The organism is Streptomyces sp. NPDC006134, from assembly GCF_040628835.1.
Classification (GTDB): domain Bacteria; phylum Actinomycetota; class Actinomycetes; order Streptomycetales; family Streptomycetaceae; genus Streptomyces.
The window spans coordinates 35,686-55,786 of the sequence record NZ_JBEXTV010000003.1 but is presented as its reverse complement, the minus strand read 5'-3'; the positions used below and the strand labels follow the sequence as shown (position 1 = coordinate 55,786).

Sequence of the window (20,101 nt, the reverse complement as noted above, 5' to 3'; positions counted from 1 at the left end):
GCCACAGCCCCGCTGCACACACGGCCACCGGCCGACGGCCGATGCCACCCGGCCGACAGCCCGTGACCGATGAGCCGATGGGCTATCGCTGACCCCGGACCCCGGACCCCTGACCCTTGACCCCTGATCACCGATTACCGATCACTGACCCCCGACAGCGGCGCACAGCCGACCGCCCGAGGCCCGCGCCACCGGGCGGGGCTACCGCGACACCGCCCACCGGGCTACCGCGACACCGCCCACCGCCGCACCCCGTACGTGCCCACGCCCACCGCCAGTACACCCGCGCCCACGGCCACCGGCACCACCGGAAGGGAGACCGCCATCACCACACACCCGACCAGCCCCACCGCCGGCACGACGCGGGCCGCCGCAACCGGGGACAGCGTCCAGGCCGACGCGTTGGCCACCGCGTAGTAGACCAGCACCCCGAAGGAGGAGAATCCGATCGCGCCCCGCACGTCCACCGTGCCGGCCAGGGCGGCGACCACCGCCCCCACCATCAGCTCGGCCCGGTGCGGCACCTGGAAACGCGGATGCACGACCGCCAGCGCGCCGGGCAGGTGACGGTCGCGGGCCATGGCCAGCACCGTGCGCGACACGCCCAGGACCAAGGCCAGCAACGAGCCCAGCGCGGCCACGGTGGCGCCCACGCGCACCACCGGCACCAGCCCTGGTACGCCGGCCGCCCGGACCGCGTCCGTCAGCGGTGCGGCCGCCCGCCCGAGACCGCCCGGACCCAGCACCGAAAGGACAGCCACCGCGACACACACGTACACGAGCAGAGTGATGCCCAGGGCTAGCGGGATCGCCCGGGGGATGGTGCGCGCGGGGTCCCGCACCTCCTCGCCGAGGGTCGCGATACGCGCGTACCCCGCGAACGCGAAGAACAGCAGACCCGCCGCCTCCAGCACCCCGCCCACCCCAGCGCCCTCCGGCGTCCATGCCTCCCACCGCCCGGCGTCGGACCGCCCGGACGCCAGGCACACGGCCACCACGGAAGCGAGGACAGCCAGCACGACCACGACGATCACCCGTGTCAGCCAGACCGACTTCTGGATGCCGCCGTAGTTCACCGCGGTCAGCGCCACCACGGCGGCGACCGCCACCGCGTGCGCCTGCTCCGGCCAGACGTACGCGCCCACGGTGAGCGCCATGGCAGCGCAGGAAGCCGACTTGCCGATCACGAAGGACCAGCCCGCCAGGTACCCCCAGAACTCCCCGAGCCGCTCACGTCCGTACACGTACGTGCCGCCCGAAGCCGGGTACAGGGCGGCCAGCCGCGCCGACGACGTGGCGTTGCAGTAGGCGACCACGGCGGCCAGTGCCAGGCCGAGCAACAACCCGGACCCGGCAACGCGGGCCGCGGGCCCCAGCGCGGCGAAGATCCCGGCCCCGATCATCGCGCCGAGCCCGACGACCACGGCATCGCCCACGCCCAGGGTGCGCCGCAGCTCCGAACCCGCAAGTGTCATGGCTCGCACCCTACTGACCAGCGCAACCACCGGGTGTGAGCCTGACGTCCCCTCCACCAAGGGGGCATGAACACACAACGGCGCTCATCACCAACCGCAGCCGGTGACCGGCCGTCGGCCACCGATCACCGGCCACCGATGACCGGCAGCCGACGACCGTGAGAGCGAAATGGCTCGCGACGCCGGAAGGATGCGGCCGAGCGAGAAAGGGCAGGTACAGGGCATGACGATCATCAGCTGGATCATCCTCGGGCTCCTGGCCGGAGCCATCGCCAAGTTCCTGCTGCCGGGCCGAGACCCGGGAGGGATCATCGGCACGACGGTCATCGGCGTCGCCGGTGCGTTCATCGGGGGCTGGATCTCGGCCCGCTGGCTGGACCACCCGATCACCAGGGACTTCTACGACGGTGCCACCTGGGCCGCGGCGATCGGCGGCTCGCTGGTCCTGCTGATCGCCTACCGCCTCCTGTTCGGCCACTCGCGCGACTGAGCAGGCCGCGCCCGCCCCGGACCGCCGCCCCTGCCGGAAGGACCCCGCAGTGCTCGCAGCGGACGAGAAGCCGAGAAGACACGACGAGGGCTGCCGCCGAGGCGGTCAGGCCGTGAGGAGGCCGGACCCGGCGGTCCGCCCCGTTGTGCCGGCGTGCCGCATGCCGCGTACTCGGCAGCGCCGGCGCGGACCGGGCCGGGCCGGGCCGGCCGGTAGGTCAGTCGGTCACCGGTAGTTGACGAACTGCATCGCGAAGTCGAAGTCCTTGCCCTTCAGCAGGGCGATCACGGCCTGCAGGTCGTCCCGGCTCTTCGAGCTGACGCGCAGTTCCTCGCCCTGGACCTGGGCCTTCACACCCTTCGGGCCCTCGTCGCGAATGATCTTCGCCACCTTCTTCGCGTTCTCCTGGGAGATGCCCTCCTGGATCGTCGCGAAGATCTTGTACTCCTTGCCGGAGAGCTGCGGCTCACCCGCGTCCAGCGCCTTCAGCGAGATCCCACGCTTGATCAGCTTGGACTGGAAGACGTCGAGGACAGCCTTCACCCGGTCCTCGGAGTTGGCCTCCATGAGGATCTTCTCGCCGGACCACGAGATCGAAGCACCCACGCCCTTGAAGTCGTAGCGCTGAGAGATCTCCTTGGCGGCCTGGTTGAGGGCGTTGTCGACCTCCTGCCGCTCGACCTTCGAGACGATGTCGAAACTGGAGTCGGCCATGTCCTGTGGCTCCTTGTATCGGGGTGCGTATCGGGTGCGTACGGCGTACGTGGGCGGCCACGGAGCCCGGGAAAGGCGTCCCCGGCCGCATCCGGACAAGCCTAGCCACCCCCCGCCCTCCGGGCGCACGATCAACCGGGTGGCGAAGCACCCCTCCACATCGGGTATTGTTTACGTCGTTGCCACGGAGCACCGCCGAAAAGCGGTTCGACGGGCAGCTACCCCGGCGGTGTGCCCGAGCGGCCAAAGGGAGCAGACTGTAAATCTGCCGGCTCAGCCTTCCTAGGTTCGAATCCTAGCGCCGCCACACGGGAAACAAAGGGCCCGTGACCTGCGTAAACAGCAGGTCACGGGCCCTTTGCCATATCGTCTCGGAGACGGCTCGCGCTCTTGTCGCGGGGATGCCCGGCACCCCGCTGCCTTGTCCGGCGCCGCGGGGCCGACGGGCGGCGACCCGGTCCAGCGTGCGGCGAAGCAGCCCATGCCGCCCATGACCCACGCTTCGGCGCTGCGTCTGCCCGAGCGCGAGGTCAGGCGGCCGATGCGAGGCCGCAGACCCGCGCTGATCCCGCGTCAGGCCCTTCCGGCTGCGGCACACTGGCCCCATGTCCTCCACGTCCTCCCGCCGCAGGGCCTGCCCCGAGTGCCGCCGAGAGATCGCCGTCGTCGCCGGGCGGTACGCGCGTCACGATCCGCCGGGCGCGCGGGAGAGCGGTGAGCTGACGTCCTGTCCGGGGTCCCGACGGCCGGCTCGACTCGGGGCCGTGCAGCCGTCACTGGACGGGTACGTCGTTCCCGACTTCCCTGGCCAGATGCCCCTGTTCTGAGATCCGGGCCCTGCCCGCCCAGGGCGCGCGGATCCGGCAGGACGGCACGGCGCGGCCGGGCCCGCCCTCCCCAGTCGCCGGCCACCCTCAGTTCCCCGCCACCGACTTCACCGCCACCGACACCGGCGTCGACCCGCCGATCAGTTCCAGTGTCAGGCCCGCCGTCGCCGGGGTGTCCGCCAACTCGGCGAGGACGGCGGCCACGTCGTCGCGGGGAACCGGCCCGCGGCCCGTGTGCGCCTCCAGACGGACCAGGCCGGTGCCGGCGTCGTCCGTCAGCCGACCGGGGCGCAGGATCGTCCAGTCCAGGGCGTCCAGGCCACGCACGTACGCGTCCGCCTCGCCCTTGGCGCGCAGATACACGTCGAAGACCTCGTCGCCCTCGTGGGCCGGGTCCGCGCCCATGGACGACACGACCAGGAAGCGCCGTACGCCCGCCCGGACCGCCGCGTCGGCGAAGAGGATCGCCGCGGACTTGTCCACCGTCTCCTTGCGGGCCGCCCCGCTGCCCGGGCCCGCGCCCGCCGCGAAGACCGCCGCGTCGGCGCCCCGCAGCCGTTCCGCGACCTCCTCGACCGAGGCCGACTCCAGATCGAGCACGACCGGCTCGGCACCGGCCTGGCGCAGATCACCGGCCTGTTCCGGCTTGCGGATGAGGCCCGCGACCTCGTCCCCGCGCGCGGCGAGCAGCCGCTCCAGCCGCAGCGCGATCTGACCATGACCACCAGCGATGACAATGCGCATGTCTTCGACCGTACGCCCCGACGGCCGCCTCCGCCGCACGGCTTCGGCGGCCCTGAGCCCGGCCGGCCGCGCCGGCCGCACCGACCGCGCCGACCGCGCCGACCGCGCCGACCGCGCCGACTGGCCCGGCCGCGCCGACCGCGCCGACTGGCCCGGCCGGCCCCGCACGACTCCGATGGCCTCGAACCCGGCCGGGCCGGACCACCGGTCTGCGCGAGCCCCATCCGCTCTACGCGGCTCCGGCCCCGTCCACACCACGCGACTCCGGCCCCATCCGCCCCGCGCGACGCCGGCGGCCCGCCCCGGCGCGAACGCGCGCCCCGCCGCGTCCCTCACGAGAGCTCCCCCCGCCCCTGCCGGGGCAGCCCCGGCTCCGCCGGCGCGGTCGTCGAGTCGCCGTACTCCCGTACCGCGCTCGTGCGCGCCACCACCCGCCCCCGGTGCACCACGATCCGGCTGTACGCCAGGGACAGCGCCCCCGCCAGCCGCTCCCCGCGCACCGCCAGCAGCTCGGCCGGGAAGCCCGCCTCCACCCGCACCTCGGGCAGGCCGAGCACCGCCCGCGCCGAGGCGCTCACGGCGTCGTACGCGTCCTCGGGGCGCAGCCCGTGGCGGGAGGCCAGCAGGTAGGCCGCCTCCAAGGGGTCGCCGCGCCCCACCGGGTTGCTCACGTCCCGCAGGGCGCCGCTGCCCGCGGCGACCCGGACGCCGGCCGCCCGCAGCAGCCGTACCGGAGCCGTGCCGTCGCGGCGGTCGACGCCGCCGCAGCCGCCCTGCGGCAGGCACACCACCGCCACCCCGGCCGCCGCCAGCTGGTCGGCGGTCCGCGAGGCCACCTCGGCGGGCAGCCGGCCCAGGCCCCCGCACGGACCGAGGGTCACCCCGGGGCGCAGCCCGCCCGCCATCGCCGCGAGCCGGGCCAGCCGTGCCGGGTCGGCGGCGTCCGTGTGCAGGTCGACGGGGCGGCCGTACTCGGAGGCGACCTCCAGGACCGTCTCCACGTAGCCGGTCGGGTCCGGATCCAGGTCCGGGCACCCGCCCACCGCACAGGCACCCGCCTTCAGCGCGTCCCGCAGCATCGCCAGCCCGTCGGCCCCGGCCGCACCGGTGAGCACCCGCGGCATCGCCACCGTCGTCAGCCCGGCCAGCCCGCGCAGCGAGCGCCGCGCCCGGAGTACGGCGGTCAGGGCGCCGAGCCCCTGGACGTCGTCCACGCGCACGTGGGCCCGCAGCGCGGTCGCGCCGTGCCCGAGCTGGAGCAGCGCCGCCTCCGTGACGCGGCGCTGGACGTCCTCGGCGGCGTACGAGACCGGGCCGCCGGTGTCGGCGGTCAGCGCGGTGTCGCCGTGGACGTGGGGGTCGGCGGGGGCGGGCAGGAGCAGGTATCCGGTGAGGTCCACGCGGGTGCCGGTGCCGGGCGCGGTGCCCGCCGTCAGGCTCCCCGCGGTGCCGACCGCCTCGATGCGCTCGCCGCACAGCCGTACGTCCACGGTCCGGCCGTCGGTGAGCCGGGCCCCGGACAGCAGGAGCGAGCCGTGCGCGGCGGGGCCCGGCGAGGACGACGAGTGGGGCGGCTGCTGCGGCCGGCTGTCGGGCATCGCGCTCCTCGGGCTCGGGGTTGCGCAGGGGGATGCAAGATCACGGAGAGTGGGTCGAGCCTAGGACGGCGATCACGCCGGGAGCCGCAGGAGCGGAATAGTCGTACCGGTGCGGTCCGCCGTACGGGGCAGGAGCGGCCGGGGCCGGGACAGGGGGCCGGAGCGGGGGCCCGTGCCCGGTGGTCCGGCCGCCGGGCGCAGGCCCGGGAACGGGTCGCGGGCCGGAGCCGGGGAACGGATTTGGGAGTAGGGCGGCTGACCGTGTAATGTCTTCATCGCTCGCCCCAATAGCTCAGTCGGCAGAGCGTCTCCATGGTAAGGAGAAGGTCAACGGTTCGATTCCGTTTTGGGGCTCTGGTGCGGAAGGTTCCCGTCGCAAGGCGGGGGCCGGATCGCATCAAAGCGGTGTAGCTCAGTCGGTAGAGCAAGCGGCTCATAATCGCTGTGTCACCGGTTCAAGTCCGGTCACCGCTACTCTTAGTAGCCGATTGCGGGGTCGGTCCTTCGATCGGCTACTCTTCTTGCGTTAAATCAGTCCACCCGTTCGTCAAGGAGCACTCACGTGGCTGCCACCGACGTCCGCCCGAAGATCACGCTGGCCTGCGTGGAGTGCAAGGAGCGGAACTACATCACCAAGAAGAACCGGCGTAACAACCCGGACCGTCTTGAGATGAAGAAGCACTGCCCGCGTTGCAATGCGCACACCGCGCACCGCGAAACGCGATAAAACAGGCTCGTACACGAGGCCGTCCCCGCACTCCGGGGGCGGCCTCGCGTCGTTTCGGTCGTCGCCCGGCCGCCTTCCGCCTTCCCGGTCGCCTTCCTGGCCGGCCGGACGGTTGGCCGGCCGGGCGCCGACTGGATCCGGTCAACCACAGCAGACAGCAGGAGGTGCCGAGTCCATGGCGCTCGACCAGTCCTTCGTGGGGCGGACCTATCCGCCCACCGAGCCCTACGAGGTGGGCCGGGAGAAGATCCGTGAGTTCGCCGAGGCGGTCGGGGACGCCAACCCGGCGTACACGGACGCGGAGGCCGCCAAGGCGCTCGGTCACCCCGATGTGATCGCCCCGCCGACCTTCGTGTTCGCCATCACGTTCAAGGCGGCCGGGCAGGTGATCCAGGACCCGCAGCTCGGCCTGGACTACAGCCGGGTGGTGCACGGCGACCAGAAGTTCGCCTACCGCCGCCCGGTGCGCGCCGGTGACCGGCTGACGGTCACCTCGACCATCGAGTCGGTCAAGTCCATGGCCGGCAACGACATCCTGGACATCCGCGGCGAGGTCCACGACGAGGCGGGCGAGCACGTCGTGACCGCCTGGACGAAGCTGGTCGCCCGCGCGGCGGAGGAGGCGTGAGCAATCCCATGACGGCGAAGATTTCGTACGCCGACGTCGAGGTCGGCACCGAACTGCCCGCCCGGACCTTCCCGGTGACCCGCGCCACCCTCGTGCGGTACGCGGGCGCCTCCGGCGACTTCAACCCGATCCACTGGAACGAGCGGTTCGCCAAGGAGGTCGGCCTGCCGGACGTCATCGCCCACGGCATGTTCACCATGGCCGAGGCGATCCGCGTGGTCACCGACTGGACCGGCGACCCCGGCGCCGTCGTCGAGTACGGCGTCCGCTTCACCAAGCCCGTCGTCGTCCCCGACGACGACCAGGGCGCCGTCATCGAGGTCGGCGGCAAGGTCGCGGCCAAGCTCGACGACAACACGGTCCGCGTCGACCTGACGGCGACCAGCGCCGGGCAGAAGGTGCTCGGGATGTCCCGGGCGGTCGTGCGGCTGGCCTGAGGACGGCAGGGAAACCAAGGCGGTAAGGGGTGTTCGCAAAGGCGGGCGCCCCTTACGCCTTGACGGGGACGGTATCCCCTTGACGTAGTTAGTGATTGAGTACTAACTTCCTTGCATGGCCAGGATGAGCGCAGAGGAGCGTCGCGAAAGCGTCGTCCGCGCGGCGATCGGCGAGTTCGCGCGGTGCGGGTACCACGGCACGTCCACCAAGGCGATCGCCAAGCGCGTGGGCGTCTCGCAGCCGTACCTCTTCCGGCTCTTCCCCGGCAAGAAGGCGATCTTCCTGGCGGCGGCGGAGCGCTGCCTGCAGGACACGCGCCGGCATTTCGAGGAGGCGTCCGCAGGGCTGCACGGCGAAGAGGCCCTGCACGCCATGGGGGAGGCGTACACGCGGCTGATCAGGGAGCAGCCCGAGAAGCTCCAGATGCAGTTGCAGACCTACGTCGCGGTCGCGGCCGCCGAGGCGGCGGGCGACCACGAATTCGGCGCCATGGTGCGGCGGGGCTGGATGGACCTCTGGGACGCCGTGCACCTGCCGCTCGGCGCCGACGCCAAGGAGACGACGGTCTTCATGGCGTTCGGCATGCTCATCAACGCCCTGGCCGCCATGGGCTTCCCTCCGGACCACAGGGTCTGGGACGGCCTCTACGCCAGTACGCAGGTGGAGCCCGGCGATCCGGACGACTCCGGCGCCGAGACGGGCGCCTGAGGCGACCGGGCCGGCGCCCCGAAGGGCCGGGCACCGGTGTGCCGCCAAAAGTTAGTCATCAATTACTAACCAATATCCGTGAGCATCCTCTGGGGGAGCGATGTCACAGCAGAGCGCACAGCGCGGGGGAGCCGTCTGGGCCCTCGTCGTCACCAGCGTCGCCGGCTTCATGGCGGCCCTCGACAACCTCGTCGTCACCACCGCCCTGCCCGCCATCCGCGAGGACCTCGGCGGGGCGCTGCACGACCTGGAATGGACCGTGAGCGCCTACACGCTCACCTTCGCGGTCCTGCTGATGACCGGCGCGGCCCTCGGCGACCGCTTCGGCCGCCGCCGGCTCTTCCTCGCCGGCCTCACCGTGTTCACCGCCGCCTCCGCGGCCGCGGCCATGGCCCCCGGCGTCGACTCCCTCATCGCCGCCCGCGCGGTGCAGGGCGTCGGCGCGGCCGTCATGATGCCGCTGACCCTGACCCTGCTGACGGCCGCCGTGCCCGCCGACCGGCGCGGGACGGCGTACGGGATCTGGGGAGCCGTCAACGGGCTCGCGGTGGCGTCCGGGCCGCTGGTCGGCGGCAGCCTCACCGAGCACGTCTCCTGGCAGTGGATCTTCTGGCTGAACGTCCCGCTGGGGCTGGCCCTGCTGCCGCTCGCCCGGCTCCGCCTCGCCGAGTCGCACGGCACCGGCGCCCCGCTCGACGTCCCCGGCACCCTGCTGGCCGGCGGCGGCCTCTTCGGGATCGTCTACGGCCTGATCCGCGGGCCCGTCGACGGCTGGACCGGCACTCCGGTGCTGACGGGCCTGTTCGCCGGGGCCGCGCTCCTGACCGCCTTCGTCCTCCACGGCACCCGCGCCCGCGCGCCCATGCTCCCGATGCGGCTGTTCCGCTCCCGCACCTTCTCGGGCATCAACGCGGCGAGCCTGCTGATGTTCCTGGGGATGTTCGGCTCGATCTTCCTGCTCAGCCAGTACCTGCAGGGAGTGCTCGGCTACTCGCCCACCGAGGCGGGCCTCAGGATGCTGCCCTGGACCGGCATGCCGATGCTGGTCGCACCGGTCGCCGGGCTCCTCGCCGACCGCGTCGGCGGACGCCCGGTCGTCGCGGCCGGCCTCTTCCTCCAGGCGGCGGGGCTCGGCTGGCTCGCCTCCGTGATCACTGCCGACACCTCCTACGCCGTCCAGCTGCCCGGTCTGATCGCCGGCGGAATCGGCATGGCCCTGTTCTTCGCCCCGGCCGCCGCCCTGGTGATGGCCGGCGTCGCCCCGAAGGAACAGGGCATCGCCTCCGGCGCCAACAACGCGCTGCGCGAGGTGGGCGGCGCGCTCGGCATCGCCGTCATGGCGTCGGTCTTCTCGGCGCAGGGCGGCTACGAGACCCCGCAGACCTTCGTCGACGGCCTGCGGCCCGCGGTGGCGGCGGGATCCGGCGTGGTCGCGCTGGCCGGGCTCGCGGCCCTGCTGATCCCGGCCCGCGGGCGGAACACGCCACCGGCCGCGGCCGCCACGGAACGGACACCCGCCCCGGCGCCGCTCCCCGCCGCCGAACCGGCCACCCGCTGAGCCCCGTCGCCACGCGAACGCACGACACGAGAACACGGCAGAAGCACACAGCCACGCACCGGGAACGGCCGAAAGGAGCCCACCCATGCCCACCCTGCCCTGGACCACACCGAACCCCCCGTCACCGTTCGCCGAGGCCCACGTCTTCGCCTCCCGCTTCGAGACCCGCACCCTCCTGGGAGCGCTCATGTTCCTGGCCCGCACCCCGGGGGTGTGGCGGCAGGTGAGCCGTGCCCCCGGCGCGTACGGGGCCTCCCTGAAGGCCGAGCCCTTCAAGCGGACCTTCTGGACGCTGTCCGCCTGGGAGTCGCCCGAGGCCCTCAAGGACTTCGCGCGCTCGGGCCCCCACGCCCCCACCTCCCGGAAACTGGCCGCGCAGATGCGGGACGCCAGGTTCGTCACCTGGACGGCTGCCGGCGACGACCTCCCGCCGAGCTGGACGGAGGCGCAGCGGCGCCTGACGTGAGCCACGCGCGCGTGCGGCACACCGCACACCGGACCGCCCCGGCCGACCGGCCGGGGCGCTTCCCACGGCACGGGGCTGTCGGTGCCGTCTCGTAGTCTTGAGCGCGTGCAGGAACTCCACGACGCCCCGCTCGCCCCGCTGACCACCTTCCGGCTGGGCGGCCCCGCGACCCGGCTGGTCACCGCGACGACCGACGACGAGGTGATCGCGGCCGTCCGCGAGGCCGACGACACCGGCACCCCGCTGCTGCTCATCGGCGGCGGCTCGAACCTCGTCATCGGCGACAAGGGCTTCGACGGAACCGCCCTGCACATCGCCACGCGCGGCCTCACGCTCGACGGTACGACGCTGGAGCTGGCCGCCGGCGAGGTGTGGACCGACGCCGTCGCCCACACGGTCGAGGCCGGTCTCGCCGGCATCGAGTGCCTCGCCGGCATCCCCGGTTCGGCGGGCGCGACCCCCATCCAGAACGTCGGGGCGTACGGCCAGGAGGTCTCCGCCACGATCACCGAGGTGACCGCGTACGACCGCCGGGCCCGCGAGACGGTCACCCTCACCAACGCCGAGTGCGCCTTCTCCTACCGCCACAGCCGCTTCAAGGCCGACCCGGAGCGGTACGTCGTGCTGCGCGTCCGCTTCGAACTGGAGGACGCGGACGGCCTGTCGGGCCCCCTCAAGTACGCCGAGACGGCCCGCGCCCTCGGCGTCGCACCGGGCGACCGCGTACCGCTCGCCTCCGCCCGCGACACGGTCCTGAAACTGCGCGCCGGGAAGGGCATGGTCCTGGACCCGGAGGACCACGACACCTGGTCGGCCGGCTCGTTCTTCACCAACCCGATCCTCACGGACGCCGAGTTCGCCGCCTTCCGCGCCCGCGTCCGCGACCGCCTCGGCGACGGAGTGGAACCGCCCGCCTACCCCGCCGGCGAGGGCCGTACGAAGACCTCCGCGGCCTGGCTGATCGACAAGGCGGGCTTCACCAAGGGCTACGGCACGGGCCCCGCCCGCATCTCCACCAAGCACACCCTCGCCCTCACCAACCGGGGCGGGGCGACCACGGAGGACCTGCTGGCCCTGGCCCGCGAGGTCGTCGCCGGCGTCCGCGACGCCTTCGGGATCACCCTGGTCAACGAGCCGGTGACGGTCGGCGTCAGTCTCTAGCCGCACCACCCGGGAGAGCGGTCAGTACGCCACGCCCACGCCCTGCCCGACCGTCGCCGCGTCCTCGGTCATCGCCAGCATCGCGTGGGCGACATCGGCACGCCCCAGGAAACGCCCCTTGGCGGGGAAGCCCCCGACAACGGTCCGGTAGCGGCCGGTCACCGGCTTGTCCTGGAGCCGCGGCGGCCGTACGACCGTCCAGTCCGTCCCGCTGCGGGCCACCTCGGCCTCCATCTCCCGCAGATCGGCGTAGACGTCCTTCAGCACCGCGGAGACGATGCCGCGCACGCCCCGGTCGAGCAGCCCCGCGCCCTCCGGCTCCGGGCCGACCGGCGCGGCACTGACCACCAGCAGCCGCCGCACCCCCTCGGCCTCCATCGCGCCCAGCACGGTACGGGTCAGCCGGGTCGCGACCCCCGCGTCCTTGCGGCTGCGCGCGCCGAGCCCGGACAGCACCGCGTCCCGGCCGGACACCGCGTCCCGGACCGCTTCGGGGCTGCTCAGGTCGGAGCGGAACACTTCCAGCCCGGTACCGGTGACCGGCAGCCGGGCCGGATCCCGCACGACCGCCGTGACCTGGTGCCCGGCCCGCAGCGCCTGCCGGACGACCTCCTGCCCGACGCCGCCGGTGGCGCCGAAAACGGTGAGCTTCACGAGTACCCCCAGTACCGCGTCGAAGTGAGGTGGGTGAGTGCTCACTCACCTCGTCTCCCTCTAGAGTGAGTAAGTACTCACCCACCGGTCAAGGTTCCTTGGAGCAGCCATGGACTCGGTCAAGCCGGCCCGGGAACGCATCCTGGACGCCGCCCACGAACTGTGGCTGACCGTGGGGCTCACCCGCACCACGACCAAGGAGATCGCCCGCGCGGCCGAGTGCTCCGAGGCCGCGCTCTACAAGCACTTCGCGAGCAAGGAGGAGCTGTTCATCCGCGTCCTCACGGAACGGCTGCCCCGCCTGAACCCGCTGCTGGACGTCCTCACCGCCGGACCGGGCCACGGCGCCCTGGAGGACAACCTCACCGAGATCGCCCGCCGCGCCGCCCTCTTCTACGAGCAGAGCTTCCCGCTCGCCGCGTCGCTGTACGCCGAGACGCAGCTCAAGCGGCGGCACGACGACGCGATACGGGAGATGGGCGCCGGGCCGCACCTGCCGATCGAGGGCCTCGACGCCTACCTCCGCGCCGAACGGGACGCCGGCCGCCTCCGCCCCGACGCCGACACCTTCGCCGCGGCCTCCCTCCTCCTGGGCGCCTGCGCGCAGCGGGCGTTCGCCTACGACGCGACGACCGGGATGCCACCCGTGGACGACTTCGCCCGCCGACTGGCGCGGACCCTCCTGGCGGGGATCACCTGACACCGGATGCGCTCCACCGGCACCGGAGCGCCGCGCGGCCCGGCGTTCACGGTTGCCCGGCGTCGGGGTGACCGCCGGGGGTGGGTCGCGCGGCCCGGCGCTGCCGGGGTGCCGCCCGCGCCCACCCGTGCCGCCCCAGCGGCACGATTGCCCGTGGTTGGGCGACATCAGCCCGCTCGCGGCTGAGCGACACCGGCTGCCCGCGGCTGGGCGGCATGGCCGCACCCACCCCCCGTTGGGACGGAGCCGCAGTTGCCCGCGGCCCGACCCACCCCCATCGAGAAGGCGCTACGCGCACCCCCACCGAACCCGCACATGCGCCGCAGGCACCCCCAGCCCCCACCGCCGAAGGCACCCGCACCCCGCCCCCTTACCCGCAGCCGGAACCCCCCGCCCCCGCTCCCACCAGCCACCCATCGATCCCCGCCAGCAGCTCCTCCTGCACATCCTTCGGCGCCGCCGACCCCCGCACCGACTGCCGGGCCAGCTCGGCAAGCTCCGCGTCGCTGAACCCGTGATACCGCCGCGCGATCTCGTACTGGGCGGCCAGCCGCGACCCGAACAGCAACGGATCGTCCGCCCCGAGCGCCATCGGCACCCCCGCCTCGAACAACGTCCGCAACGGCACGTCCTCGAACTTCTCGTACACCCCCAGCGCCACGTTCGACGCCGGGCACACCTCGCACGTCACCCCCCGGTCCGCCAGCCGCTTCAGCAGCCGCGGATCCTCCGCCGCCCGCACCCCGTGCCCGATCCGGTCGGCCCCCAGGTCGTCCAGACAGTCCCGCACCGAGGCGACCCCGGCCAGCTCACCCCCGTGCGGCGCCGACAGCAGCCCTCCGTCCCGCGCGATCGCGAACGCCCGGTCGAAGTCCCGCGCCATGCCCCGCCGCTCGTCGTTCGACAGCCCGAACCCGATCACCCCCCGGTCCGCGTACCGCACCGCCAGCCGCGCCAGCGTCCGCGCGTCCAGCGGGTGCTTCATCCGGTTCGCGGCCACCAGCACCCGCATCCCGAGCCCGGTCTCCCGCATCGCCGACTCCACCGCGTCCAGGATGATCTCCAGCGCCGGAATCAGCCCGCCCAGCCGCGGCGCGTACGACGTCGGGTCCACCTGGATCTCCAGCCACCCCGACCCGTCCCGCACGTCCTCCTCCGCGGCCTCCCGCACCAGCCGCTGGATGTCCTCCGGCTCCCGCAGACACGAGCGCGCCGCGTCGTACAGCCGCTGGAAGCGGAACCAGCCCCGTTCGTCCGTCGCCCGCAGCCGCGGCGGCTCCCCGCCGGTCAGCGCCTCGGTCAGCGCCTCCGGCAGCCGTACTCCGTACTTGTCGGCCAGTTCCAGGAGGGTGCCCGGCCGCATCGAGCCGGTGAAGTGCAGGTGCAGATGGGCCTTCGGCAGCTCAGAGAGATCGCGTACGTGCTCCATCCCAGGATCCTGCCGTACGTCCCCGCCGCCCCGGTAGGGCTTTCCCCGCACGTGACCTGGCCCGCACAAACAAACGAAGACCCCCGCCCCGGAACGTTCCGGGGCGGGGGCCTCGACGCCGCTCGGGACGGGTCAGTCCCGCGCCTCCGCCAGCAGCTTCTGGAGCCGCGAGACACCCTCGGCCAGGTCCTCGTCACCCAGCGCGTACGACAGCCGCAGGTACCCCGGCGTACCGAACGCCTCACCGGGCACCACCGCGACCTCGGCCTCCTCCAGGATCAGCGCGGCCAGCTCGACCGTGTCCTGCGGCCGCTTGCCGCGGATCTCCTTGCCGAGCAGCCCCTTCACCGACGGGTAGGCGTAGAACGCGCCCTCCGGCTCCGGGCACACCACGCCGTCGATCTCGTTGAGCATCCGCACGATGGTCCTGCGCCGCCGGTCGAACGCCTCGCGCATCTCCGCGACCGCCTCCAGGCCCCCGGAGACCGCCGCGAGCGCCGCCACCTGCGCCACGTTGGACACGTTGGACGTGGCGTGCGACTGGAGGTTGGTCGCGGCCTTCACCACGTCCTTCGGGCCGATGATCCACCCGACCCGCCAGCCGGTCATCGCGTACGTCTTGGCCACACCGTTGACCACGATGCACTTGTCCCGCAGCTCGGGCAGGATCGCCGGCAGGGACGTGAACGTGGCGTCGCCGTAGACGAGGTGCTCGTAGATCTCGTCGGTCAGCACCCACAGCCCGTGCTCGACGGCCCAGCGGCCGATCGCCTCGGCCTCGGCCTCGCTGTAGACCGCGCCGGTCGGGTTGGACGGGGAGACGAACAGGACGACCTTCGTCTTCTCCGTGCGGGCCGCCTCCAGCTGCTCCACCGAGACCCGGTAGCCGGTCGTCTCGTCGGCGACCACCTCGACCGGCACACCGCCGGCCAGCCGGATCGATTCCGGGTACGTCGTCCAGTACGGCGCCGGGACGATGACCTCGTCGCCCGGGTCGAGGATCGCGGCGAAGGCCTCGTAGATGGCCTGCTTGCCGCCGTTGGTGACGAGCACCTGGGAGGCGTCGACCTCGTAACCGGAGTCGCGCAGCGTCTTCGCGGCGATCGCGGCCTTCAGCTCGGGCAGGCCGCCCGCCGGGGTGTAGCGGTGGTACTTCGGGTTCTTGCAGGCCTCGACGGCCGCCTCGACGATGTAGTCCGGCGTCGGGAAGTCGGGCTCACCGGCGCCGAAGCCGATCACCGGACGCCCGGCGGCCTTCAGGGCCTTCGCCTTGGCGTCCACGGCCAGGGTGGCGGACTCGGAGATCGCGCCGACTCGGGCGGAGACCCGGCGCTCGGAGGGAGGGGTTGCAGCGCTCATGGGGCCATCGTTCCAGACCGGAAACCGCCCCGGCACGCGGGTTTCACCCACTGAACAACCCCGGCGCAGGACCGCGCGAACTCCCGGTCAACAGTCCGGAACCGGCCCGCGGCCAGGTCGATCTTCGGCCAACGAGCCCTCGCGAGACGAATCACGTGTCTGTTCTGTTCGACGACCGGCCGCGGACCACGTACACTCTCACCTCGTTGGCCTTCAGCAGTCCACGCCCGACCGATGCACGCCAGGCATCCGGGGGGATGCGGTACGTTGGGGGGCACACAAAGGGTCGTAGCTCAATTGGTAGAGCACTGGTCTCCAAAACCAGCGGTTGGGGGTTCAAGTCCCTCCGGCCCTGCTACACACACCTTCGCCAGGATGTGTGCGCATGTACGTACAGCAATGCAACGCCGTGCGGCTCAGACCGGGCGCGGCACGGCCACGACCCGGAATCAGGTGAGGACGAGTGACGGACGCCGTGGGCTCCATCGACATGCCTGATGCCCAGGACGAGGCGCCGGACTCCAAGAAGAAGACCCGCAAGGGCGGCAAGCGAGCCAAGAAGGGCCCGCTGAAGCGCCTCGCGCTCTTCTACCGCCAGATCGTCGCGGAGCTCCGCAAGGTCGTCTGGCCCACGCGTAACCAGCTGACGTCGTACACCACCGTGGTGATCATTTTCGTCGCCATCATGATCGCCCTGGTGACCGTGATTGACTATGGACTCAGCAACGCCGCCAAGTACGTCTTCGGCTGAGCCGCCTGCGAAGGGCGCCGTGATACCCGGCGCCCGTTTCGCGTGTTCCACCCCCATGTATCCAGGAAGAAGCAGCCACCGTGTCTGACCCGAACGTGAACGACGCCATCGAGCCGGTCGAGTCCGTCGAGGACGAGCTCGGCACCGTCGAGGGCGCGGACAACGAGGACACCGAGACCTCCGCCGAGGTCGAGGCTGTTGACGTCGACGCGGACGAGGACGAGGCCGCCGGGGCGGAGGCCGAGGACGACGGCGAGGGTGACGCCGACGAGGAGGGCGAGGCCGAGGAGGCGGAGCCCGAGGCCGCGCCCGAGCCCGAGCTCGACCCGGTCGAGAAGCTCCGCCAGGAGCTGCGCGGCCTGCCCGGCGAGTGGTACGTCATCCACACCTACGCCGGCTACGAGAAGCGCGTGAAGGCCAACCTGGAGCAGCGCGCCGTCTCGCTGAACGTCGAGGACTTCATCTACCAGGCCGAGGTGCCCGAGGAAGAGATCGTCCAGATCAAGAACGGCGAGCGGAAGAACATCAAGCAGAACAAGCTCCCGGGCTACGTCCTGGTCCGCATGGACCTGACGAACGAGTCCTGGGGTGTCGTCCGCAACACGCCCGGCGTGACCGGCTTCGTGGGCAACGCCTACGACCCGTACCCGCTGACCCTGGACGAGATCGTCAAGATGCTCGCCCCCGAGGCCGAGGAGAAGGCCGCCCGCGAGGCCGCCGAGGCCGAGGGCAAGCCCGTCCCGCAGCGCAAGGTCGAGGTCCAGGTGCTGGACTTCGAGGTCGGCGACTCGGTCACCGTCACCGACGGCCCGTTCGCCACGCTCCAGGCCACCATCAACGAGATCAACGCCGACTCGAAGAAGGTCAAGGGCCTCGTCGAGATCTTCGGCCGCGAGACCCCGGTCGAGCTGTCCTTCGACCAGATCCAGAAGAACTAGCCCTCAGCCGGTTCGTCTCTGGACCCTCAGCGTCCGAGCAGGTCAGGTGGTTGCCTCGGCAGCTGCCTGACCTGCTCGGTTTTCAGCCGCGCATCCATACCCGTTATCGTTGTGCGGTATGCCTGCGTCCGGGCTGTCCCCCGGCACGCCGGCAGGACCCGAATGAAAGGACCCGGAGAGCCATGCCTCCCAAGAAGAAGAAGGTCACGGGGCTCATCAAGCTCCAGATCCAGGCCGGTGCCGCGAACCCGGCCCCGCCGGTCGGCCCCGCGCTGGGTCAGCACGGCGTCAACATCATGGAGTTCTGCAAGGCCTACAACGCCGCGACCGAGTCGCAGCGCGGTTGGGTCATCCCGGTGGAGATCACGGTCTACGAGGACCGCTCCTTCACCTTCATCACCAAGACGCCGCCGGCCGCCAAGATGATCCTCAAGGCCGCGGGCGTGGAGAAGGGCTCCGGCGAGCCGCACAAGACCAAGGTCGCCAAGATCACCCGCGACCAGGTCCGCGAGATCGCCCAGACCAAGATGCCCGACCTCAACGCCAACGACCTGGACGCCGCCGAGAAGATCATCGCCGGCACCGCCCGCTCCATGGGCGTCACGGTCGAGGGCTGACCCCAACCTTCAGCAGCAGAGGTGGCGGGGCCTGCTCGGCCCGGACCACAACTCCTAAGAATCCCCAGGAGCAGTAGTGAGCAAGCGCAGCAAGTCTCTCCGCGCTGCGGACGCCAAGATCGACCGGGAGAAGCTCTACGCTCCCCTCGAGGCCGTCCGTCTCGCCAAGGAGACCTCCACGACCAAGTTCGACGGCACCGTCGAGGTCGCCTTCCGTCTGGGTGTCGACCCGCGCAAGGCCGACCAGATGGTCCGTGGCACCGTGAACCTCCCGCACGGCACCGGTAAGACCGCCCGGGTCCTGGTCTTCGCGACCGGCGACCGTGCCGAGGCCGCGCGTGCCGCGGGCGCCGACATCGTCGGCGCCGACGAGCTGATCGACGAGGTGGCGAAGGGCCGTCTGGACTTCGACGCCGTCGTCGCCACCCCGGACCTCATGGGCAAGGTCGGCCGCCTCGGCCGCGTGCTCGGTCCCCGTGGTCTGATGCCGAACCCGAAGACCGGCACCGTGACCCCGGACGTCGCCAAGGCCGTCACCGACATCAAGGGCGGCAAGATCGAGTTCCGTGTCGACAAGCACGCGAACCTGCACTTCATCATCGGCAAGGTGTCCTTCGACGACACCAAGCTGGTGGAGAACTACGGCGCGGCCCTGGAGGAGATCCTCCGTCTGAAGCCGTCCGCCGCCAAGGGCCGCTACATCAAGAAGGCCGCCATCACCACCACGATGGGCCCCGGCATCCCGGTCGACCCGAACCGCACCCGCAACCTCCTCGTCGAGGAGGACCCGGCCGCGGTCTGAGCCTGAGGCTCGCCCAACCGGTTCACGGGCCCCGCACCTTCCGAGGTGCGGGGCCCGTCCCCTTTTCCCGGGGACGGGGCGCCCCGGGGACGGGACGCGGACGGCCGGCGCCGAGCGAGTCGAACAAATCGACGGCCTGTCCGGAGCGGGGCGGATACGATCATCACCTTGCTGTGGATCAACCATGTATCTCGTGGGGGGAATCAGATGAAGAGCTCCGTACGCCGTCCCGTGCGCCGGGCGGCCGGTGCGGGTGTCGCCGCGCTGCTGCTGGCCGCCGGTGCCACCGGATGCGGCGCGGGCGAGGAGTCGCCCGAGATGACGCCGGCGGCGGCCGTCGCCAAGGCGGCGAAGAACACGGAGGGCATCACGTCCTTCCGGTACCAGATGACCGGCAAGGTCCCCGAGCAGGGCCGGATCGAGGCCGAGGCGGCGATGCGGGTCAAGCCCGAGGTCGCCATGAGCATGAAGATGAAGGCGCTCGACCAGGACGCCGGCGGCACCGTCGAGATCCGCCTCGTCGACAAGGCCATGTACATGGGCGGCGGCGCCGCTGCCGCCCAGGAGATGGGCGGCAAGAGCTGGCTCAAGTTCGACCTCTCCGCCCTGGGCGCCGACAAGGCGCTGAACCAGCTCGGGACGGCCTCCCAGGCCGACCAGAACCCGGCGACCGAGTCCACCTTCCTCACCGGCGCCAAGGACGTGAAGAAGGTCGGCGAGGAGAAGATCGACGGCGTCGAGACCACGCACTACTCGGGCACCCTCTCCCTGGACGAGCTGCGGACCTCCCTGAAGGACGAGGACAAGGAGACCCGCGAGCGGCGCGAGAAGAGCGTCGAGCAGTACGAGAAGATGGGCGTCGACAAGCTCACCATGGACATGTGGGTGGACGGCGAGGACCACACCAAGCGGTTCCGCATGCGCGGGGAGGCCGACAAGGGCCCGCTCGACATGACGATCACCTTCCTCGACGTCGACAAGCCGGTGGAGATCACCGCGCCGCCCGCCAAGGACGTCGCCTCCCTGGAAGACCTGATGGCCGAAGCGTCGGCCGGCTGAGCCGCCGTACGGGCGGATTTGCCCTGCGGCGATTCATTCACGTACTCTCCTGAAGAAGCCAAAGACCGCTGGTCGTTGCCGTGCGCTCGCATGAGGGCGCGGTGGCCGAAGGATCCGCTGAACTGCGGACGACCCGCGCAGGTGACAGTGGAGAAGCTCCCGGAAAGCCGTGTGCCGCGTGCATGCGAACGTCCGGTGGTAGCTACGCCCCGTGCGCCTGCGCCGGGGCGTTTCGTTTTCCCCAGTCCTCCTTCGGGT

General features: G+C 71.9%; 22 protein-coding genes and 4 tRNA genes. 19 read left to right on the top strand and 7 right to left on the bottom strand.

What is annotated here, in order from left to right:
* Window positions 1-224: 224 nt before the first annotated feature.
* Window positions 225-1,475 (bottom strand): APC family permease, encoded by a 1,251-nt coding sequence (locus ABZ340_RS02820; RefSeq protein WP_358779936.1) that lies wholly within the window; start codon window positions 1,473-1,475, stop codon window positions 225-227.
* A gap of 223 nt (window positions 1,476-1,698) precedes the next feature.
* Here ABZ340_RS02820 and ABZ340_RS02815 point away from each other — a divergent pair, with 223 nt between their 5' ends.
* Window positions 1,699-1,965, top strand: coding sequence for a GlsB/YeaQ/YmgE family stress response membrane protein (locus tag ABZ340_RS02815; RefSeq protein WP_358779935.1), 267 nt, complete (start codon window positions 1,699-1,701; stop codon window positions 1,963-1,965).
* A 225-nt stretch (window positions 1,966-2,190) separates the two neighbouring features.
* On the opposite strand, the gene ABZ340_RS02810 is transcribed toward ABZ340_RS02815, so the two are convergent.
* Entirely contained in the window at window positions 2,191-2,679 is a 489-nt protein-coding gene (locus ABZ340_RS02810; protein WP_358779934.1) for a YajQ family cyclic di-GMP-binding protein, read from the bottom strand.
* Window positions 2,680-2,904: 225 nt separating this feature from the next.
* Between ABZ340_RS02810 and ABZ340_RS02805 the strand changes: the two genes are divergently transcribed.
* Together ABZ340_RS02805 and ABZ340_RS02800 are read left to right on the top strand one after the other, a co-directional pair.
* A tRNA-Tyr gene (locus ABZ340_RS02805) sits at window positions 2,905-2,986 on the top strand.
* A gap of 298 nt (window positions 2,987-3,284) precedes the next feature.
* A complete protein-coding gene (locus ABZ340_RS02800; protein ID WP_358779933.1) occupies window positions 3,285-3,506 on the top strand; it encodes a hypothetical protein in 222 nt (73 codons plus the stop codon).
* Window positions 3,507-3,593: 87 nt separating this feature from the next.
* Here ABZ340_RS02800 and ABZ340_RS02795 read toward each other — a convergent pair whose 3' ends face one another.
* Together ABZ340_RS02795 and ABZ340_RS02790 are read right to left on the bottom strand one after the other, a co-directional pair.
* Entirely contained in the window at window positions 3,594-4,250 is a 657-nt protein-coding gene (locus ABZ340_RS02795) for an SDR family oxidoreductase (RefSeq protein WP_358779932.1), read from the bottom strand.
* A 332-nt stretch (window positions 4,251-4,582) separates the two neighbouring features.
* The gene (locus ABZ340_RS02790) at window positions 4,583-5,848 is read right to left on the bottom strand and encodes an amidohydrolase family protein (protein WP_358779931.1); all 1,266 of its coding nucleotides are present in this window, start codon (window positions 5,846-5,848) and stop codon (window positions 4,583-4,585) included.
* A 281-nt stretch (window positions 5,849-6,129) separates the two neighbouring features.
* Between ABZ340_RS02790 and ABZ340_RS02785 the strand changes: the two genes are divergently transcribed.
* From ABZ340_RS02785 to ABZ340_RS02745, 9 genes are all read left to right on the top strand, one after another.
* A tRNA-Thr gene (locus ABZ340_RS02785) sits at window positions 6,130-6,202 on the top strand.
* Between the two features lie 47 nt (window positions 6,203-6,249).
* Window positions 6,250-6,322, top strand: a tRNA-Met gene (locus ABZ340_RS02780).
* Between the two features lie 88 nt (window positions 6,323-6,410).
* Window positions 6,411-6,575, top strand: a complete 165-nt coding sequence (rpmG, locus tag ABZ340_RS02775; RefSeq protein WP_003948671.1) for a 50S ribosomal protein L33 — start codon at window positions 6,411-6,413, stop codon at window positions 6,573-6,575.
* Between the two features lie 175 nt (window positions 6,576-6,750).
* Window positions 6,751-7,203 (top strand): MaoC family dehydratase N-terminal domain-containing protein, encoded by a 453-nt coding sequence (locus ABZ340_RS02770; RefSeq protein WP_358779930.1) that lies wholly within the window; start codon window positions 6,751-6,753, stop codon window positions 7,201-7,203.
* Between the two features lie 8 nt (window positions 7,204-7,211).
* Window positions 7,212-7,640, top strand: a complete 429-nt coding sequence (locus ABZ340_RS02765) for a MaoC family dehydratase (protein ID WP_358780074.1) — start codon at window positions 7,212-7,214, stop codon at window positions 7,638-7,640.
* A gap of 115 nt (window positions 7,641-7,755) precedes the next feature.
* Window positions 7,756-8,349: a TetR/AcrR family transcriptional regulator gene (locus ABZ340_RS02760; protein WP_358779929.1), complete on the top strand. Its 594-nt coding sequence runs from the start codon at window positions 7,756-7,758 to the stop codon at window positions 8,347-8,349.
* A gap of 100 nt (window positions 8,350-8,449) precedes the next feature.
* Window positions 8,450-9,907 (top strand): MFS transporter, encoded by a 1,458-nt coding sequence (locus tag ABZ340_RS02755; protein ID WP_358779928.1) that lies wholly within the window; start codon window positions 8,450-8,452, stop codon window positions 9,905-9,907.
* Between the two features lie 85 nt (window positions 9,908-9,992).
* Entirely contained in the window at window positions 9,993-10,373 is a 381-nt protein-coding gene (locus ABZ340_RS02750) for a DUF3291 domain-containing protein (protein ID WP_358779927.1), read from the top strand.
* A gap of 105 nt (window positions 10,374-10,478) precedes the next feature.
* Window positions 10,479-11,534: a UDP-N-acetylmuramate dehydrogenase gene (locus tag ABZ340_RS02745; RefSeq protein ID WP_358779926.1), complete on the top strand. Its 1,056-nt coding sequence runs from the start codon at window positions 10,479-10,481 to the stop codon at window positions 11,532-11,534.
* 21 nt (window positions 11,535-11,555) lie between these two features.
* On the opposite strand, the gene ABZ340_RS02740 is transcribed toward ABZ340_RS02745, so the two are convergent.
* Window positions 11,556-12,188, bottom strand: a complete 633-nt coding sequence (locus ABZ340_RS02740) for an NAD(P)H-binding protein (RefSeq protein ID WP_358780073.1) — start codon at window positions 12,186-12,188, stop codon at window positions 11,556-11,558.
* 109 nt (window positions 12,189-12,297) lie between these two features.
* Here ABZ340_RS02740 and ABZ340_RS02735 point away from each other — a divergent pair, with 109 nt between their 5' ends.
* On the top strand, window positions 12,298-12,888 hold the full coding sequence (locus tag ABZ340_RS02735) for a helix-turn-helix domain-containing protein (RefSeq protein WP_358779925.1): 591 nt from the start codon (window positions 12,298-12,300) through the stop codon (window positions 12,886-12,888).
* A 370-nt stretch (window positions 12,889-13,258) separates the two neighbouring features.
* Here ABZ340_RS02735 and ABZ340_RS02730 read toward each other — a convergent pair whose 3' ends face one another.
* Together ABZ340_RS02730 and ABZ340_RS02725 are read right to left on the bottom strand one after the other, a co-directional pair.
* Window positions 13,259-14,317 carry an adenosine deaminase gene (locus ABZ340_RS02730; RefSeq protein ID WP_358779924.1) on the bottom strand — a complete coding sequence of 353 codons (1,059 nt, stop codon included), beginning with the start codon at window positions 14,315-14,317 and terminating at the stop codon, window positions 13,259-13,261.
* A gap of 132 nt (window positions 14,318-14,449) precedes the next feature.
* Complete coding sequence (locus ABZ340_RS02725; protein WP_358779923.1) at window positions 14,450-15,676, bottom strand: pyridoxal phosphate-dependent aminotransferase; 1,227 nt, start codon at window positions 15,674-15,676, stop codon at window positions 14,450-14,452.
* A 282-nt stretch (window positions 15,677-15,958) separates the two neighbouring features.
* Here ABZ340_RS02725 and ABZ340_RS02720 point away from each other — a divergent pair.
* The 6 genes from ABZ340_RS02720 to ABZ340_RS02695 all read left to right on the top strand — a co-directional run bounded on the left by ABZ340_RS02720 (window position 15,959) and on the right by ABZ340_RS02695 (window position 19,843).
* Window positions 15,959-16,031 (top strand) — tRNA-Trp (locus ABZ340_RS02720).
* 108 nt (window positions 16,032-16,139) lie between these two features.
* Window positions 16,140-16,427 (top strand): preprotein translocase subunit SecE, encoded by a 288-nt coding sequence (gene secE / locus ABZ340_RS02715; protein ID WP_358779922.1) that lies wholly within the window; start codon window positions 16,140-16,142, stop codon window positions 16,425-16,427.
* 80 nt (window positions 16,428-16,507) lie between these two features.
* Entirely contained in the window at window positions 16,508-17,365 is an 858-nt protein-coding gene (gene nusG / locus ABZ340_RS02710) for a transcription termination/antitermination protein NusG (RefSeq protein ID WP_358779921.1), read from the top strand.
* Window positions 17,366-17,547: 182 nt separating this feature from the next.
* Window positions 17,548-17,982, top strand: coding sequence for a 50S ribosomal protein L11 (gene rplK, locus ABZ340_RS02705; RefSeq protein ID WP_028420794.1), 435 nt, complete (start codon window positions 17,548-17,550; stop codon window positions 17,980-17,982).
* A gap of 76 nt (window positions 17,983-18,058) precedes the next feature.
* Window positions 18,059-18,784, top strand: coding sequence for a 50S ribosomal protein L1 (rplA, locus tag ABZ340_RS02700; RefSeq protein WP_029386970.1), 726 nt, complete (start codon window positions 18,059-18,061; stop codon window positions 18,782-18,784).
* Window positions 18,785-18,991: 207 nt separating this feature from the next.
* Window positions 18,992-19,843, top strand: coding sequence for a DUF1396 domain-containing protein (locus ABZ340_RS02695; RefSeq protein ID WP_358779920.1), 852 nt, complete (start codon window positions 18,992-18,994; stop codon window positions 19,841-19,843).
* The last annotated feature ends 258 nt before the right edge of the window (window positions 19,844-20,101 follow it).